The 18,101-nt window shown below is 65.8% G+C and carries 3 protein-coding genes (1 of these 3 cut by a window edge); all 3 read right to left on the minus strand.

The features are described 5' to 3' along the window. Tightly spaced (each overlapping or abutting the next), the 3 genes in view from NDK18_RS00685 to NDK18_RS00695 form a layout consistent with a single transcriptional unit that may run on beyond the window. On the minus strand, positions 1 to 1,392 hold the full coding sequence (locus NDK18_RS00685; protein ID WP_250626787.1) for an MATE family efflux transporter: 1,392 nt from the start codon (positions 1,390 to 1,392) through the stop codon (positions 1 to 3). Further along, entirely contained in the window at positions 1,389 to 2,876 is a 1,488-nt protein-coding gene (locus NDK18_RS00690) for a cytochrome P450 (RefSeq protein WP_250626788.1), read from the minus strand. The genes NDK18_RS00685 and NDK18_RS00690 overlap by 4 nt, the downstream gene beginning before the upstream one ends. Continuing rightward, positions 2,873 to 18,101, minus strand: the 3' portion of a protein-coding gene (locus NDK18_RS00695; RefSeq protein WP_250626789.1) for a non-ribosomal peptide synthetase. The gene runs 16,787 nt beyond the window's last position; the window shows 15,229 of its 32,016 coding nt (coding positions 16,788-32,016); its start codon lies beyond the right edge, outside the window — the gene reads right to left on this strand; it ends in the stop codon at positions 2,873 to 2,875. The genes NDK18_RS00690 and NDK18_RS00695 overlap by 4 nt, the downstream gene beginning before the upstream one ends.

Here is an 18,101-nt window from a genome sequence, read left to right on the forward strand (position 1 = left end):
TCAACCCGCCACATTCGTCAGAACGATCTCGTTCTGTTTGCGTGCTACCGCCACCCATATCCTCCAGAAATACAACAACCCGATGCAGGCCTCGAACGACGAGCCGATCACCCAGGCCGTAGGGAGGTATTCGGGGTCGCCGACATGGCCCAGGGTGATGAAGTAGATCGTGGGGATGCTCAGCACCCACATCATCACCAGACGCACGACGAACAGGAACCGGGTGAGGCCGAAGGCTTCCAGCACTGCCTGGCCGGTCATCGAAAAGGCAAAGGCCAGGGAATACGTCCACAGTACCTTCGAGGTCGCGACCGCCGCATGGCGAATTTCCTCGGGCTTGTCGGCAAGGCCGAAGGGATCCAGCAGCACGCTGGGGGTGACGATCTGCAGGAAGGCGGTGACCGCCACGTAAGCCAGCTCGATCACTAAAGTGACCGCCAGGATCCTCGGCACTTGATCGAACTCGCCCTGCCCCAGCGCATTGCCGCACAGCACGCTGCAGCCTATGCCTAAGCCCAGCAGCGGAATCACGCCGATATAGCTCACCGTAAGGTTCACGTTGTTGGCGGCCAGCGCGATCACCCCCAGCCCGGCGATGATCCAGATAAAGGCGGCGTTGCCGAAATTCCCAAGGCCCGCGGTCACTCCCAGCGCGAAGCCTTTCCTGATCCTGGGCATCAGGTCGCCGCGATGGATGCCGCGCGTGGCCACCAGCCGCCATACGCCGCTCCAGATATTCCTGGGCATGTACGCCACATAGATCACCGTGATGGCCAGGGTGCCGGCCAGCGTGCCCAGCGCCGAGCCGCGCATGCCAAGTTCCGGCAGGCCGAACTTACCGAACACCAGTCCAATGGTCGCCACGATGCCCACGGCCTGCCCTACCAGCCCGGCGACCAGCGTGATGCGGGTCTTGCCGATGCCGTTGAAGTAGGACGACAACGCCATGTTGAACGTCATCGCGGCGCCGAAGTACGCCGCCCAGTACAGGAACTGCGATTCCAGGTGAGTAAGCGCCGGGGGCCGGTCGCTCAACGAGGGAATCCAAGCCATCAGCGGCGCCAGGAGCAACAACAGCACGGCGAAGACGACACCGACGACGATGCCGGTAGAGGCCTGCCAGGCAGCGTCCTCATGGCCGGAACGGCCGAAGGCTTGCGCCACGCACGATCGCGAGAACCCCACCACCGCCACGAAGAAACCCACGATCGCCATGGCCGTGTACACCGCGGGGCCCGAGGCCGCCAGCGTGTCGCTGGAATACCGGGCAAGGCAGATCCGGTCCACCAGCATCATGATCAGGTTGCCGACCATGGAACCCATCAGCGGCAGCGAGACCTTCAGCACCCGCCTGGCGATCTCGGCGTTCGACGCGCGTGCGATGGCGTTCAACGGGAATTCCCCGCCGACGGAACCCGCTTCTTCAGGCGCACCGGCACGGAACTCGGCGCCATGAAGAAGTTAAGTAGCTCCTTCGCCGGCGGCGCCTTGGGATCCGGTTCCAGTTCGAAGTTGCGCATGATCATCGCCACCACCACCTTGATCTCCGTCAGCGCCAGGAAACGCCCCGGGCATAGCCGCGCACCGCCACCGAACGGGAACAGCTTGCGGCTGGGATCCTCCTGCCCCGCCTCCCGCAGCTCGTCGATCCAGCGCTCGGGCTTGAATTGCTCGGGTGCGGGAAAATGCGCCTCGTCGCCTCCCTCCCCCGCCGTCGCCACGATGATCGCCGTGTTCTTGGGAATGAAGGTGTCGGCAACGACGCAGTCGGCATTAGCGGTAAGGCCGAGGTACGGCGCCACCGCTTTGAGCCTTTGCGTCTCGCTGTGTGCCGCCTCCAGGTATGGGAATGCTTTCATCTGCTCCCACTCGCGCGGCAGCGGCGCATCGCGGAGCACATAGTCCACCTCGGCGGTGAGCGCCGCGGCGGCAGCCGGGTTCTGCGACAGCTGGCAGAGCATCCAGCCGATCGAGTTGGCGGTGGTGTCTTCGCCGCCGATCACGCTCAGGATCGCATTGGCCACCAGTTCCTCATCGGTGAACCCCGACTCCGGATCCTCGCTGGCCGTGATCATGGCTTCGAGCATGTTGGCGGGTTTCTTCTGCAAGTCCCGCTGTTGCTCCATGCGCTCGCGGGTGTTGCGGATGAACTCCGCCACCCGCCTGTCGATGTCGGTGAACGAGCGTTCGGCCGCACGATCCACCGGCAGCTTGAAGTAGCGCCAGTACGGAAACGAGGCGGTGGTGCGATGGCCAAGGCGCTGGAACATGTTGTCGATGTCGCGCTGCAACGGGTCGCCGTCCTGGTTCACCGCGTCGATGTCGTGGCCCATGGCGATGCCGACAATGGTATCTAGCGCCATGGCCTTCAGGTCGCGACGGAGGTCAATGGCGCGACCTTCGTCCAGTGCCTTGTTCCAGCGTTCCAGCATGTGCTCGGTCAGGGTGACCATCCGAGGGAAGAAGTTGCGGATCACCTCCGCGTTCAGCCCGCTCATCACCAGCTTTCGCTGCTTGCGCCACTCGGCGCCCTCGGCGGTGAACACGCCGCCGATGTTCAACTCGTTCATGATCGTCTTCAGGCCGCCGTTGCGCCGGAATCCGTCCGGCCGCTCGCGCATCACCCCATGGGCGGTGGCCGAGTCGGAGACGATCACGATGGTGTGGCCAAATACCTGTAGCCGGAACATCGGCCCGAACTCGCGCACCCAGGCGGTGAATTTCTGGTGCATCTGCCGACCGCTCAGCTGCAGCGCGTTGCCGACGAAGGGCTGGCCCTTGGGGCTGGGAAGGTCCTCGATGCGGCGTCCGTAGCGCAGTTCTGCTGGTGCTTCCGGTGCCAGGCCCACTTCGTCCGCGGCGATGGTCTCGTTCATGGGTTGGCGTCGGTGAGGTTGAGGTTCGGGGTGTAGTGGACGATCCGCTCGGAGATGTCGCGCGCGAGCTTTTCCACCCGGGGCGTCTTCACGATCGACAGGTGCGTACCACCGATCCGCGACACGTCCAGATGCCGGCCCAGCACGTCGCGCCAGCCCAGCGTGAGGTCCTCGCCTTCGCGGCGGTCGGCAGCGAAAAACGTCACCGGCAGCTGCGCCGCGGGCGGTCGATAGTCATCGGCGGCGCGGGCCAGCACGTCGTACTGGGCCACGGTGCGCCGCACCTCGTCCTTCTCCATGCCCGGCGGCACCACTTCCTGGTTCACGCTCAGCGCGATCATGCCGTCGAGGTCGCCGCGCTGGGCGCATGACATCAGTTCCGGGTAAGCGGGGTGTCGGCGCCAGTCGCCGGCGAGGTTAAGGTCCAGCAGCCAGTTCAGCATCGCCCGGCAGGCATCGTGTTTGACGGGGTGACTGTCGCGCTGCCTGATACGCAGCGACGGGGCGCTGGTATCGATCATGCCCACGAACTGCACGTCCTCGTCCGCCGCCAGCAGCCGGTGGGCGATCTCGTAGGCCACCATGCCGCCCAGCGAATAGCCGGCCAGCAGGTACGGACCAGACGGTCGTATCTCGCGGATGGCATCCAGGTACGCCGTGGCCATGCCGTCGATGCTGGCATGCACTGTCTCGCCAACCGCCAGGCCGTAAACGGGCCGGTTGGCATCCAGGTGCTGCGCCAGGTCGAAGGCATATTGCACGCCGCCGCCGATGGGATGGATCAGGAACAACGGCGTGGCCGAGCCTTTCGCGCGGATCGGCACCAGGTTGGGGTGTTGGCCATCCTGCTTGCGTGTGTCGACGAACGCAGCCAGCGCACCCAGCGTGGCATGCGAGAACAGGTCGCGCAGTTCGATCTCGGCGACGTGGCGCTTGCGCAACTGGGAAACCAGCTGCGTGGCCAGCAGCGAGTGGCCGCCCAGTTCGAAGAAGTCATCGCTAAGCCCAACCTTCTCCACCTTCAACAGTTCCGACCACACCGCCGCGATCGCCTTTTCCGTCGCCGTGCACGGCGCGACGTAGCCGCCTTCGTCCTGGGTGATCTCCGGCGCTGGCAGCGCTTTGCGATCGACCTTGCCGTTGGAGGTGAGCGGCATCACCGCAAGCGACACGAAGTACTCCGGCACCATGTAGTCGGGCAGCGTCTGCGCCAGGGTGCGCCGCAGCACGGCCGGGTCGGGTAGCGCCTGGCCGTCGTGTGCCACGAGATAAGCCACCAAGCGTTGGACACCGCGCTCGTCCGGCCGCGCCAGCACCACCACGTCGCGCACCGCGTCCAGCACCGCCAGGGACGATTCGATCTCGCCCAGCTCGATGCGCAAGCCGCGGATCTTCACCTGGTGGTCGCTGCGGCCCAGGTACTCGATATTGCCGTCCGGCAGGTAACGCGCCAGGTCGCCCGACAGGTACATGCGCGCGCCGGGTGTGGCACTGAAAGGATTGGGCACGAAGGCCGCCGAGGTGAGGTCCGGGCGGTTGACGTAGCCACGCGCCAGGCCCACGCCGGCGATGTACAGATGGCCCACCACGCCCATCGGCACCGGGTTCCGGAAATCGTCGAGAATATGGATCTGTATGTTGGCGATGGGCTTGCCGATGGGCACACAGGCGAGTGGACTGTCCTTCAGGCACTGCCAGTAGGTAACGTCCACCGAAGCTTCGGTCGGGCCATACAGGTTATGCAGTTCCACGTGGCTCCAGGTGGCAAAGAAACGCTGCTGCAGGTCCATCGGCAGCGCCTGCCCGCTGCACATCACCTGGCGCAGCGAACGTCCGCTGCCGGGCTCCACCTCGTTGAGGAATACCTCGAGCATCGGCGGCACGAAGTGCGTGGTGGTGATGCGTTCGGCATCGATCAGGCCGGCGAGGTACGCCACGTCCTGATGGCCGCCGGGCTTGGCCACGACCAGCGTGGCGCCTTCCAGCAGGGGCCAGAAGAACTCCCACACAGAAACGTCGAAGCTGAAGGGTGTCTTCTGCAAGACGCGGTCGGCGGCGGTGAGCGGATAGGCCTCCTGCATCCATTCCAGTCGGTTGACGATGCCGCGATGTTCCACGCCCACGCCCTTCGGCTTGCCGGTGGAGCCGGAGGTGTAGATCACGTAAGAAAGGTGATCCGGCCCGGTGGCATTGACCAGGTTGCCCGCATCCTCACCGGCCCAGGTGGCGGCATCGCCATCGATGCACAGCACCGGCAAGCCGGGCACCACGGGTGCGGCATGGCGAAGGTGGCTCTGGGTAAGGATCGCGGCGGGCGCCGCATCCTCCACGATGGTGGCCAGGCGGTCGGCGGGATAGGTAGGATCCAGCGGCACATAGGCACCGCCGGCCTTCTCGATCGCATACAGGCCCACGATCATCTCGATCGAGCGCTCCGTGCACAGGCCAACGAGCACATCCGGGCCCACGCCCAGGCGACGCAGATGGCGCGCCAGGCGATTCGCCCGCGCATTGAGTTCGCTATAGGTCAGCGATGCGTCCTCGTACACCACAGCGGTGTTATCAGGAGTACGCGCCACCTGCGCCTCGAACAGCTGATGCAGCGTATGCGTATCTGGGGTTACCCGCGGATAGACCTTCGCGGTGTCGTTCAAGCCGTAGATCAGGTGGCTTAACTCGGCCTCGTCCACCATCGACAACTCGCCCACGGGCCGCTCCGGCTCCGCCACGATCGCCTGCAGCAAGTTGGCCAGGTGAACGCCCATGCGTTCGATCGTGGCCCGATCGAAGAGGTCGGTGTTGTACTCGAAGCTGCCCTGGAGGCCCTGCGGGCTCTCGGCGAAGGTCAGCGTGATATCGAACTTGGCGGTAACCGTTTCATGCGGCACCAGTTCCAGCTCCAGCCCCGGCAGGGTCAGGTTCATCGGCGAGTTCTGCAGCACCAGCATCACCTGGAACAGCGGCGAATAGCTGGTATGGCGCTCCGGCTGCACCGCGCCCACGAGCTGCTCGAACTGCACGTCCTGGTGGGCATAGGCATCGAGCGTATTGGCTCGCACCTGCTTCAAGAGGTCCGTGAAGCTGGCACGCAGGTCTACCTGGGTGCGAAGCACTAAGGTGTTGACGAAGAAGCCGATCAGGTCCTCGATCTCACTGCGGTTGCGGTTGGCGATCGGCGTGCCTATGCAGATATCGCTCTGGCGGGAATAACGCGCCAGAAGCACGTTGAAGGCAGCGCACAGGGTCATGAACAAGGTGCCCTGGGACTTGCGGCTAAGCGCCTGCAGCTTCGCGCTGAGGTCCGCCGGCAGCGCATAGGCCAGCGCTGCACCGTCCTTGCCCTGGGTGGAGGGACGCGGGCGATCGGTTGGCAGGGTCAGCAGGGCCGGGCTGCCGGCCAGCTGCTTCTTCCAGTAACCCAGCTGCCGTTCCAGCACGTCGCCGCTTAGCCATTCGCGCTGCCAGCGGGCGAAATCGACGTAGCGCATCGGCAGATCAGGCAGGTTCGCACCCGCGGCGAAACTGCGGTTGGCGTACAGCGTACCCAGCTCGCGCACCAGGATGCCCATCGACCACCCGTCCGAAACGATGTGGTGCATGGTCAACAGCAGCAGGTGCTCCTCGTCGGCCAACCGCACCAGGCAACCGCGTATCAGCGGGCCGGCATGCAGGTCGAACGGCGTGCTTGCCTCCTCCAGCATCAGCTGGTGCGTCTGCGTGTCCTGTTCCTTGGGCTTGAGGTTGCGCAGGTCGTGCTGCCTCAGTACAAGATCCACGTGCGCGGCGATGAACTGCACAGGCAGGCCGTCGACGGCGCCGAAACGGGCACGCAGGGCGTCGTGGCGCGCCACCACGTCGTTGAGTGCGCCTTCCAGTGCATCGGCATCCAGCTGACCCTTCAGGCGAACGGCGGCGGGGATGTTGTAGGTGGGGTTGTGTCCTTCGAGCTGGTCGAGGAACCACAGCCGCTGTTGTGCGAACGACAGTGGATAGCCCTCTTCCTGCACTGCGACTGGCGTTTCCGGCGTGCTCGACGGAACCTCGACTAAGCCGGTCGATGGCGTCGTCGACTCGATCCGCGCCACCAGTGCGGACACCGTGGGTGCCTCGAGCATCGCGCCCACCGGAACGTCCACCCCGAACTCATCGCGGATACGAACGGCCAATTGCGTCGCCAGCAAGGACTGGCCGCCGAGCTCGAAGAAATCGTCGTCGAGCTCGATCGACGGGCGGCCCAGCAGCTCGCGCCAGATGCGCATCATCGTGCTGGTGGTGTCGTTCGGGCCGTCCGTCCGCACGGCGTCCACGGCAGGCAGCGCTTGGGCGGCATCGGGATAGCGAACGTCCGTCCAGCAAACCTCGCGCGCGAACGGATAGCTCGGCAGGCTGACACGGCGGGGCCGTGCCGCACCCGCGTAGAGCGCGTTCCAGTCGAATGCGAAGCCCTTCACCCACAGGTCCAGCAGCTTGCCGTACTTGCCCTTGGCCACCCAGGACTGCACGGCCACCTGCATGTCTTCGTCGTCGGCGAGCGCCGAGAACGCGCCGCGTTTGGCCTGGCCCAGGTAGAGGTCATCGATATTCGTGCTGCCGCCGACGAACGCTGCAAGCCTGTCGCGCAGGTCGTCCAGTGATTCCACAAGCAGGGCCAGCCGCTCTTCCATTGCCTCGCGGCCCACCTGCAAGGTGTACGCGATATCGGCCAGAGTGAGGTCGGTGGCGTGCCGCTCGGGTGCCAGTGCCGCCAGCAATCGTTCGGCGCGGGCCTTCAGGCGCTCAGGATCGCGCGCCGACAGAACGATCATGGCGGGGCCGTGCAAGCCACCGCGGAACGGCGCCGCCGGCTCGATGTATTCCTCGATCACCAGGTGCGCGTTCGCGCCGCCTGCGCCAAACGAAGAAATGCCCGCACGCCGAGGGAACTCGCGACGGCGGCCATCGATGTCCAGCTGCGGACGCGACCACGGCGCCAGCGCCTGCTGCACGAAGAACGGTGTATCGGCGAAACGGATCTCCGGGTTGGGGGTGGCCGCATGCAGGCTCGGCGCTAACATGCCGTGCTTCATCTGCATCAGCACCTTGCTCACCGCAACAAAGCCGCTCGCGCTCTCGCTGTGGCCCAGGTTCGACTTCACCGAGCCCAGCGCACAGAACTGCCGGTCCTGCGTGAAATGACGGAACGCCTTGGCCAGGCCCGCCACCTCGATGGGGTCGCCCAGATGGCTGCCGGTGCCCTGCGCTTCCACGTAACTAACGGTGCGTGCGTCCACGCCAGCACGGCGCAATGCATCGGTCACCAGCTGCGCTTGCATGTTCGGATTCGGCACCAGGTAGGCATGGGTCTTGCCGCCTGAATTGATCGCGCTGCCCTTGATCACGCCGTAGATATGGTCGCCATCGGCCACCGCGCGATGCAGGGGCTTGAGAACCAGCGCGCCCACCGCCTCGGCATCGACGAAACCATCGGCGCCGGCGGCGAAGGATTTGCACTTGTCATCGACCGACAGCATGGTCATCGAGGCGAGGTCAATCAGCTGGGTGGGCGCGACGATCAGGTTCACTCCGCCGGCAATCGCTACTTCGCTGTCGCCGCTGCGCAGGCTTTCCAATGCGAGATGAATGGCAGTCAGCGACGACGAGCAAGCGGTATCGATCGCCAGGCTTGGTCCCTGGAAGTTGCACAGGTGCGAGATGCGGTTGGCGATCGACCAGAATCGCGCGCCGGTGGCGTAGTGCTCGTTGGTGACACCGACGAACAGGCCGACCTTGCGATTGGCGCTCAAGGCCGCGGCGGTGTAGCCCGCATCCTCGATGCTCGCGTGGACCTCCTGCATGAACAGCCGCTCCTGCGGACTCATCAGGCGCGCCTCGCTTGGAGCGATGTTGAAGAACACGCGGTCGAAGCCCTGCACGTCGTCAAGCAGCCCCGCCCAGCGCGTATAGGTCTTGCCGGCCTGGCCCTTGCGCTCGTCGAAGAAGCGGCCGTGCTCCCAACGCTCCGGCGGTACCTCCGTCACGCTGTGGCGCCCAGCGGCGAGGTTGTCCCAGAACTGGTGCACATCGTTCGCGCCGGGGTAGCGGCCCGACAGGCCGACGATCGCCACGTCGAACGGGGCGACCGCGGCGGGCACGGTGGGTATCGTGGCTTCAACCGGCTGGACTTCGCGTGTCACGACGCTGTCCGCGTGGGCCACCTTGACCGGTTCGGCCGGTGACACCACTGACGCCGTGGCTACTAGACCGGCCCATTGGGCCAGTGCCGCCGGTTGGGTGCGCTCGAAGTGCTCGACCAGGCCTTCGATATCGTGATGCTCGAAGAACAGGGTAGCGCCGATATTCTCCGTGCCGAATACCAGGCGTAGCGCTTCGGTCAGCTCCATCACCAGGATCGAATCGAGGCCGTATTCGTCGAAGCCCACTCCTGCCCCGACCGCATCCAGCGGCAGCGACAGGCGCTGGCTGATCAGTTTGCGGAACTTGAGGATGCTTCTTTCGCGCAGGACGGCGTCGGCCGGCTGTGCGTCGGCGGTGTGGCTGTGGTGTGCGGTGATGCCCATGGAATCGTTCATATCGGATGAGTTCCGTTCTTTGGTGGCTTCACGTGATGGCTTGGAGTGGAGGGTGCGCAGGCTGAGCTTTTGCAGGCGGACGCAGACGATGCCGTCCGCATCGCACAGATCGATATCGAGCCGGCGGATGTCGCTGTTGGCTGGTGAGGCCTGGGCATGACGGACGAAGGCCCACATGCTTGCCGTACACGGCGCGAACGCCTGCACGGCGTCGACAGCGAACGGCAGGGCCAGCTCAACGCCATCCTCACCGCGCTCCGCCAGATGCAGGCCAAGCGAAGACTGCAAGGCAGCATCGAGCAGGCTGGGATGCAGCAGGTAATCGTGCAGAGACGAGGCTACCGAGGGTGGCAGCGAGAGCTTCGCCAGCACTTCGCCCTGGCCCACGAACAGCTCGTCGATGCCACGGAACGCCGGGCCGTACTGCAGTCCCTTGCTCTCGAAGATCGCGTAGCAGCGCTGGTGGCTGATGTGCGCCGCGATACAGCGGGCGCGCAGCCCGGCCAGATCGTGCCGGTCCGCCGCCGACGTGGCCGCCGACGCGACGCCCTGGCTATGGAGGGCGCCGCCATCGCCGCGAAGCTCAAAGCGGAAAGCGCCGTCCGGCTCCGCCATCAGCGTGAGTTCAAGCGACAGGCCGCATTCGTGCGCCACCGCCGGCCGAACCCATGCGACATGGCCTAGGCGAATGCTTGCCGCGCCGGGTATGGTTTCCTGCACGGCGGCACGCATCATTTCCAGCTGCGCCACGCCTGGCAGCACGTGGCGTCCTTGCACGCGATGGTCGGCGAGGAAAAACTCCGTGCCGTCGAAACGGCTGGCAAAGCGCCCTGCCGGTACATCGGAAGCGTGCAGCAGCGGATGCCGAGGGACCCGCTGTGCAACGTGCACCTCCGCCCCCGTCCAGCGCGCCATTGCCTCCGGTTCGCAGGCTATGAAGTGATCGACCAGCGCATCGATGGTCGAATGCTCGAAGAACAGCGTCGAAGAAACCCGGTCTTCGATGCCAAGTTCTTCGAACGCCGCACGCAACGCGTTGGTCAGTTCCAGCACCAGGATCGAATCCACGCCGTACTGCTCCAGCCCGGTCGTCGTGTCGATCTCGGTCGCCGGTTTCTTCAGCGCCTTGCCGACCAGCCTTGCCAATCGCACACGGCAGCGCTCGCGTAGCGATGATGCGTCGGCATTCGAACCCGCCTTCCCTACCACTTCGACCGGACGCGAGAGGGTGGCGGTCTCCACCCGTGCAGGCGTGCTGGTCTTCTTCACCGGCTGCTTCTGCAAGGTGATGCCGTCGCTCTCGGCCACGATCACTTGTTGGCCGAGGGCGTGTGCCGGCTCGGCCGGAAAACGCACGTGGCGATAGCCTTCCTCGTGCAGTACTGCATCCCAGCGACTTGGTGACAGGCTCGGGCAGCCCGGGATCCGCAACGCCTCGTCCTGGCACAGCCACCAGCCGTCGAGCAGGCCGAAGGTCAGGTGCGACCACACCTCGCAGCTGGCGAGCTCGTTGAGCACCAACAGGCCGTTGGCGCCGAGCAGGGCCTTGGTGTTGCGCAGGCTCTCGCGGATGTCACGGGTGGCATGCAGCACATTGGTGGCGATGGCCAGGTCGTAGCTGCCGGCTTCGATGTCCTGGCCTTCCAGCGGGCTGCCGATATCGAGCAACCGGTAGGACAGGTAGGGGTACAGTGGTCCGTACTTGCTTTCCGCGTGCAGCAGGAACGCCCGCGACAAATCGGTATAGCAGTACTCGCCGATGTGCTTGGCATAAGGCGCCAGTCGCGCCATCAGCCGCGCACTGGTGCCGCCGGTGCCGGCGCCGATCTCCACGATGCGGATCCGCGCCTCGGGGTCGCGCATGACGCGCGCGGCGACGAAGGCGAGCACCGCCTCGCACAGCACGTCGTTGAAATGATCCGCCACCGCATTGCCCTGGTACACGCCCTCGACCAGCCGCATGGACGAATCCGGGAACATCACCGCCGTGGCTTCGACCTGGCCCCGCAGGACCGCCGGCAAGGCGTGCAGCATGGTGTCCACCAGGTGCACCTGGGCCTGGCGCACGTGGCCTGTGGTGAGCCAAGCCATCTTGCGCTGGTTCCACTGGGACCAGGCGCGTTCGAGCGAGGGGGCCGTGGTGAAACCGGCTTCGGCGATCATGCGCAGGCTGTGGTGCAGCCAACGCGCATACCGCGATGGGATGGTGGCCGGATGGGTCCAACCCAGCGCTTGCAGTTCGCCTTGCACGATCGCCAGAGCCAGGTGGTCGATCTCCCTGCCCTCCGCGGCAAGGAGCGCGGCGTCACCCCGGAATGCAGGCATCACGCTCGGCATGTTCGCAAGCGATGTAAAACGGGCCTCATACAGGCGCACCCGCGCCTTGCCGACCAGGTCGAACAAGCCGCCGTGCACATCCTCCCGCGTCGACTTCATGAAGCCGAGCTGGGGCATCGGCGAACGCAACAACCGGTCCAGGGCCCGCATGCCCTCGACAGGTTCGATCGAGCCGATACCCTGCCGCGCCATGCGCTCGCGGTAGTCGTTGGAAGCCACCACGCCGACGCTGCCCCAGTAGCCCCAGTTCATCACCTTCACTGGATACGGCAGGCGGGCGGCAAGATGCCGTGCGTAGGCATCCTTGAAGGTGCAGCCCGCCGCGTAGCCGCCCTGGCCGGCCGCGCGGACGAAGCCGGCCAACGAGGAGAGGAACAGCATGAAATCGAGCGGCAGTTCGCCGAATACCTGCCCGATCCGCACGCTCGCGGCGACTTTGGCAGACAATCCTCCTCGCAATCGCGCCTCGTCCATCTGCGCCACGCTCTTGTCGAGCAGGTCGATTGCCGCGTGCACCACGCCGTGGATCGCTCCATGGCGCGCGAGTATTTCCGCGCGCGCGCGTTCCAGCGCTGTGCGGTCGGCCGCATCGGCCGCGATATAGAGTGGCGTGGAGCCGAGCGTGCCCAGCCGCGTCCGGGCCTGGGTGATTGCCTCGTCCTCGGGCCGGCGCCCGATCCACACGATGCGCGCGCGGTGCGCACGGATCATTTGCTCGCTCCAGGCCTGGCCAATCCCTCCTGCACCACCGATGACAACGTAGACGCCGCCCTCTCGATACGGCGAGGCGCCCTGCCCGGCAGTCGCCCCGTCCACCGGGGACAACACCTGGCCGAACCACTGGCCGCCACGATAAGCCAGCGTGGCGCCGCGGTCGTTCTGGGTAAGCCTCCACATCGTGTCGATGGGCCATGCGCCCTGTCGTGGCATATCGAGCAGGCGCAGATGCCACTGCGTGGATTCTTTCGCCACCGCGCCCATGAAACCGTGGACGCCGGCGTGCCGTGGCGAAATTGCGTCGGAGCCGTGCACGGCCTGCGCCTGTACGGTCACCACGGTCCAGTCGAGCACGCGCCGATCGAAGCCGAGGGCGAGGAGCGCCTTGACCAGTCGGAAGCCGGCGATGATGCCGTGGTCTTGTGCGGCGACGAGCGCCTCGTCGTCATCAGACGTGTCGGCTTCCTCATCCACCAACCAGATCAGCCTGTCGAAGGAGCCGGACGCGCGCAGGCGTTCTTCGATCTCTGCCACATCGGCGACGGCCGGCCATTCGAATACCCCTGCATCCGGCAGCGCGTCGAGCAGCGCGACCTGCTGCTCTGGCGAGCCACCGACGATCAGGCTTCGACTGCCCGGTGCGGAAGGCTCTAGTTTCGGTTCGATGACTTCCCAAGTCGGCATAAGCAGCCATTCGTAGCCGCTCGCCACGGGCTCTGCTGCTTCGCTGCGGGCTTGAGCGGCGAAGTCCGGCACCCAGTAACGGCCGCGTGCGAAGGGGTACGTGGGCAGGTTGATGCGACGCGGCAGGCGGGTACCGTAGAGCCCGCGCCAGTCGACGACCGCCCCTTTCACCCAAGCCTCAAGGAGCTTGTCGAGCTCGCGGGCTTCGATCAAGGCCGTGATCGCCTGCGCGTCGGGCCCGGTATCCCGGCGTCCACGCGGCACCACGCCGCGATGGACGCCTCCGGCGGGCTCCTCGCCGGACGCGAGCGAGCGCAGCCGCTCGCCCAGTTCGTCCATGGATGCCACCACCAGCGCCAACCGCGTCTCCATCGCCTCGCGTCCCACCTGCGTCGTGTAGGCAAGGTCACTCAAGTGGGCATCCGAACGCGTGACGAATTCCAGCAGCAGGCCAACCTGCTCCCGCAACTGCTCCTGGTTGCGTGCCGAAAGAAGCACCGGGACCGGGCCATCCAGTGGCGATCCCACCGCCGCTGGCGCGAGGTATTCCTCCAGCACGACATGCGCATTCACGCCGCCGAAGCCGAACGAACTCACGCCTGCGCGGCGAGGCAACGCCTGGCCATGTGTATCGCGGAGCGCCGTCCATTCCCGCGCCTCGCGCACCACATAAAACGGGCTGCCATCGAGTTCGAGATACGGATTGAGCTGGTCGCTGTGCAGGGTCTTGACCAGGGTGCGGTGCTTCATCTGCAGCAGAACCTTCACCACGCCAGCGACACCCGCGGCGAGCTCGAGATGGCCGATGTTGGTCTTGACCGAGCCCAGGCCGCAGTAAGGCGCAGCTACGGCCTGGCCGCCAAACGCCGCCTTCAATCCCTGCACTTCCACCGGGTCGCCCAGCCTTGTGCCGGTGCCGTGCGCCTCGATATAACCCACCGTACGCGGATCGATGCCTGCCTGCTGCAGCGCCTTGCCGATCACCTTGGCCTGTGCCACGGGATTGGGAGCAGTCAACGAATTGGCATGGCCGCCATGGTTCTCGGCGACACCGCGCACCAGGCCATGGATCGGATTGCCGTCGCGCTCGGCGTCGGACAGCTTCTTGAGCACCAGCATTGCCACGCCTTCGCCGCGCACATAGCCGTTGGCTTCGGCGGCGAAGGTTTTGCAGCGGCCATCGGGGCTCAGCATGCCCGCCTTGCTGAAGCTGATATGCGCTTCGGGGGTCACGATGGTGTTCACCCCGCCGACCACCGCCATGGAGGCCTGTCCGCTGCGAATCGCGGCGACACCACGGGCCAAAGCCACCAGCGAACTGGAACACGCCGTTTCCACCGGCTCGCTCGGTCCATGCCAGTCAAACAGGAAGCTGATCCGATTCGGTCCGACCGAGGGCACGCCACCGGTGGAGGCATAGGCCTCGCCGCCCAGCCCGGCGCGGTCGACCAGCCGGCCGTAGCCGGTGGCGCCGGTGCCGACATAGATGGCCGTATCGGTGCCCGCCAGCTCGGACGCGGCATAGCCTGCGTCTTCCAGCGCCTTCCACGCATGGATCATCGCCAGCCGCTGCTGCGGATCCATGAGCTCAGCTTCCTTCGGCGAGATGCCGAAGAACATGGGATCGAACTCGTCGATGCCGTCGATAAAACCGCCCCAGATGATCCGGGTGCGATGCGCTTCGCGGCCTTGATCGCCATGGAAGCTACGCCAGTCCCAGCGCGCGGGTGGGATTTCGTCGATGCAATCGCGGCCATCGCGGAGGTTCTGCCAGAAGGCATCGATATCCGCTGCGTGGGGGAAACGGCCGCTCATGCCGATGATGGCGATCGGTTCGCCGAAAGCTGGTGCCTTGATTGGCGACGGCGTTGCTGCTAGTGCCGCGCCATTAGGGGTCAGAGTATTCACTCTGACCCCTGTCGCTACGGCCAGGGGCGCGGTGATCGTCGGGTCGGCGGAAGCGTTCTGCACGGCGCGGGGACGCGCAGGCTCTGCCACCACGACGCCATGCTCACGAACAAGGTGATCGACCAGGCCATCGAGCGTGGAGTGCTCGAAGAACACGGCCGGCGTCAGCCGGAGCCGATAGCGCTGGTTCACGGCGTTGCCGAACTCGGTCAGGGAAACCGAATCGAAGCCGTATTCGCTGAACGTGCTTTCGCCATCCAGGTCCTCGGGTTTTACCTTGATGAGCGTGGATACAAGATCCGCCAGCGCGTTCCATACCGCCTCGCGCGAGGACACGGCGGTCTCGGCGATGTCTTCACGCGCGGTCGCCGCCATGGGCTGCCCGACGGCCACTGGCGACGACGTACCCAGCACGCTCTCGCGAATGCGCTCCGGTTCGCCCGCCACCACCAGCCATTGGCTGGCATCGCTCGCCCAGGCCTGGCGCAGCACTCGCACGCCCTCCTCCGTCGACAGCGGATGCATGCCCAGCTGCTGCCGCATCATCGTTTGCGTGGCGGCATCCACCCGCATGCCGCCTTCGGCCCACAGTGGCCAGTCGATCGACAGCGTGCGTCCATGGCGCTCACCGCGAGCCACCCGCTCTGCGCGCTCGTGCGCGAAGGCATCCATAAATGCATTTGCCGCCGCGTAATCGGCCTGGCCTGCGCTGCCCACCGCACCGGCAATGGAGGCGAAGCAGATGAACGCATCCAGCGCGATGCCACGGCTGGCGCGATCCAGGTTCAGCGTGCCCGCTACCTTGGCGCGCAATACCTGGCGCAATTCGTCGCGCGTCTTGGTCACCAGGAAGCTGTCGCGCACTACGCCCGCGCTGTGCACGATGCCGTCGAGGCTTTCGAATTCCTCTGGAATGCCGCGCACCAGCGCATCGACCGCCTCTGCATCGGCGACATCCACCGCGTGGTAGCGCACCACGGCGCCGATGGCCTCCAGTTCCCTCACGTGGCCCTTGATGGTTTCATCCGCCGCGGAACGTCCGGTAAGCAGCAGCACGGGGTTGCGCACTTCGCTGGCGATCGCGCGGGCGAAGATCAGGCCCAGGCCGCCGGCACCGCCGGTGATCAGGTAGACGCCATGGTCTTTCCAGGGCGATGCATCCGGCGTCGCGGACGTCTCTTCGATCCATCCGGCCGCCTGACGTTCGCCACATACATAGCGGACGCGTGGTGCGGAGCCGTCGCCTCCTAGTGCGGCGACCACGTCCTGTCCCGTATCCACGGCGATCAGCTGGCCGACCAGACGCGGGCTCTCCAGGCGCGCTGTACGCAGCATGCCGTCCAGGCCTGCAAGTGACTGCCCTTCGCCCTCGCACGGCACTACCACCTGGATCAGGTGGCGACCGGGCTGGGCGGTGAGGCTCTGCAGGGTTTCCAGCAACATCGTCGCTGCCGCTTCGAACGAAGCGGCAAGGTCCGCGCCGGTTGGCGGGACAAGGCAGGTTGCTTGCGCGAAGCGTTCCCGAATCGCTACCGCGTGCTTGTCATCCAGGCCGCACAACATGACCACGTGTGACGTGAAGTCGCCAGCTTCGACCTCGACGGCCGCATCGGTCGTCCACACGGGATGGAACATCAGCGTCTGTAGCGGGCCAGCGAGCGTCTGGATCGAGCCGGCAGAAGCGGCCAAGGCTGGCTCGACGCGCGAGGGCGTTGGCGCCGTTCCCGTCGGGAACCAGTGGCGTTCGCGGGCAAAAGGATACGTCGGCAGGCTGATGCGGTGTGGACGCACGCCGTCGCCATGCAGGCGCCTCCAGTCGAGGTTGAACCCCTTCGTCCACAAGTCCAGCAGGCGATCGTACTTGCTCCGCGCGAACCAGTTCACCACCGTGGCATCCATGTCGTCGTCGCCCGCCAGGGCGGCGAGAACGCCAGCGCCGCGCCGTGCCTGTCCCAGGTACAGGCCTTCGATGGCCGTGTCGCCGGCAAGCCATGCAGCGAGCTTGTCGCGGAGGTCCTCCAGCGAATGCACGAGCAATCCCAGGCGTTCGTCCATGGCTTCGCGGCCGACCTGCAGGGTGTAAGCCAGATCCGCCAGTTCGAGCTCCGGCGTCGCGAGAACGGCGAGCAATTCGTGACCCCTTTCGCGCAGACGCTCTTCGTCGCGGGCGGACAGCAGCACCATCGTTGGACCAGCCGCCGGGCGTGCCATGGCGGGCGCGGCATATTCCTCGACCACCACGTGGGCATTCGCCCCGCCCGCGCCGAAGGACGAAATACCCGCGATACGCGGATATTCGCGTCCGTCGATCACCGGCCGCTGCCAAGGAGCGAGCTGCTGCTGCACCACGAACGGCGTGGCGGCGAAATCTATATTCGGATTCAACACAGTCGAATGCAGGCTTGGCGCCAACTGACGGTGCGTCAGCTGCAGCAGCACTTTGGTGAGTCCAGCGATGCCGGCGGCGCTTTCGCAATGGCCGATATTCGACTTCGCCGATCCGATAGCGCAGTAGGCGGTGTCCTGGGTCCATTGGCCAAAGGCCTTCGACAGGCCTGCGATCTCGATCGGATCTCCCAAACTGGTACCCGTGCCGTGGGCCTCGATATAGCTGATCTTGCGGGCATCGACACCACCCGCACGCAGTGCGCGTTCGATCACCTTCGCTTGCGCATTCGGATTCGGCACGGTGTAACCGTTGGTCTTGCCACCGTGATTGACCGCCGTGGCGCGGATCACACCGTAGATATGGTCGCCATCGGCCTTGGCTTGTGCCAGCGGCTTCAGCAGCACCGCACCCACGCCCTCGCCCGGCACGTAGCCTTCGCCACCCTCGCCGAAGCTCTCGCAGCGACCCTTGGCGGAAATGAACTTGCCCTGGGCGAGCACGAGGTACTTGTTCGGGTGGATCGACACGTTCACGCCACCGGCGATCGCCACGGCGCAACCGCCGCGGGCCAGGCTCTCGCAGGCCAGGTGGATCGCCGTGAGCGACGACGAGCACATGGTG

It is taken from the genome of Pinirhizobacter soli, from assembly GCF_015905305.1.
Lineage (GTDB): Bacteria > Pseudomonadota > Gammaproteobacteria > Xanthomonadales > Rhodanobacteraceae > Pinirhizobacter > Pinirhizobacter soli.

Coding starts and splice junctions, on each gene's coding strand:
- NDK18_RS00690 (WP_250626788.1), bottom strand. CDS start 2,876: ATGAACGAGACCATCGCCGCGGACGAAGTGGGCCTGGCACCGGAAGCA.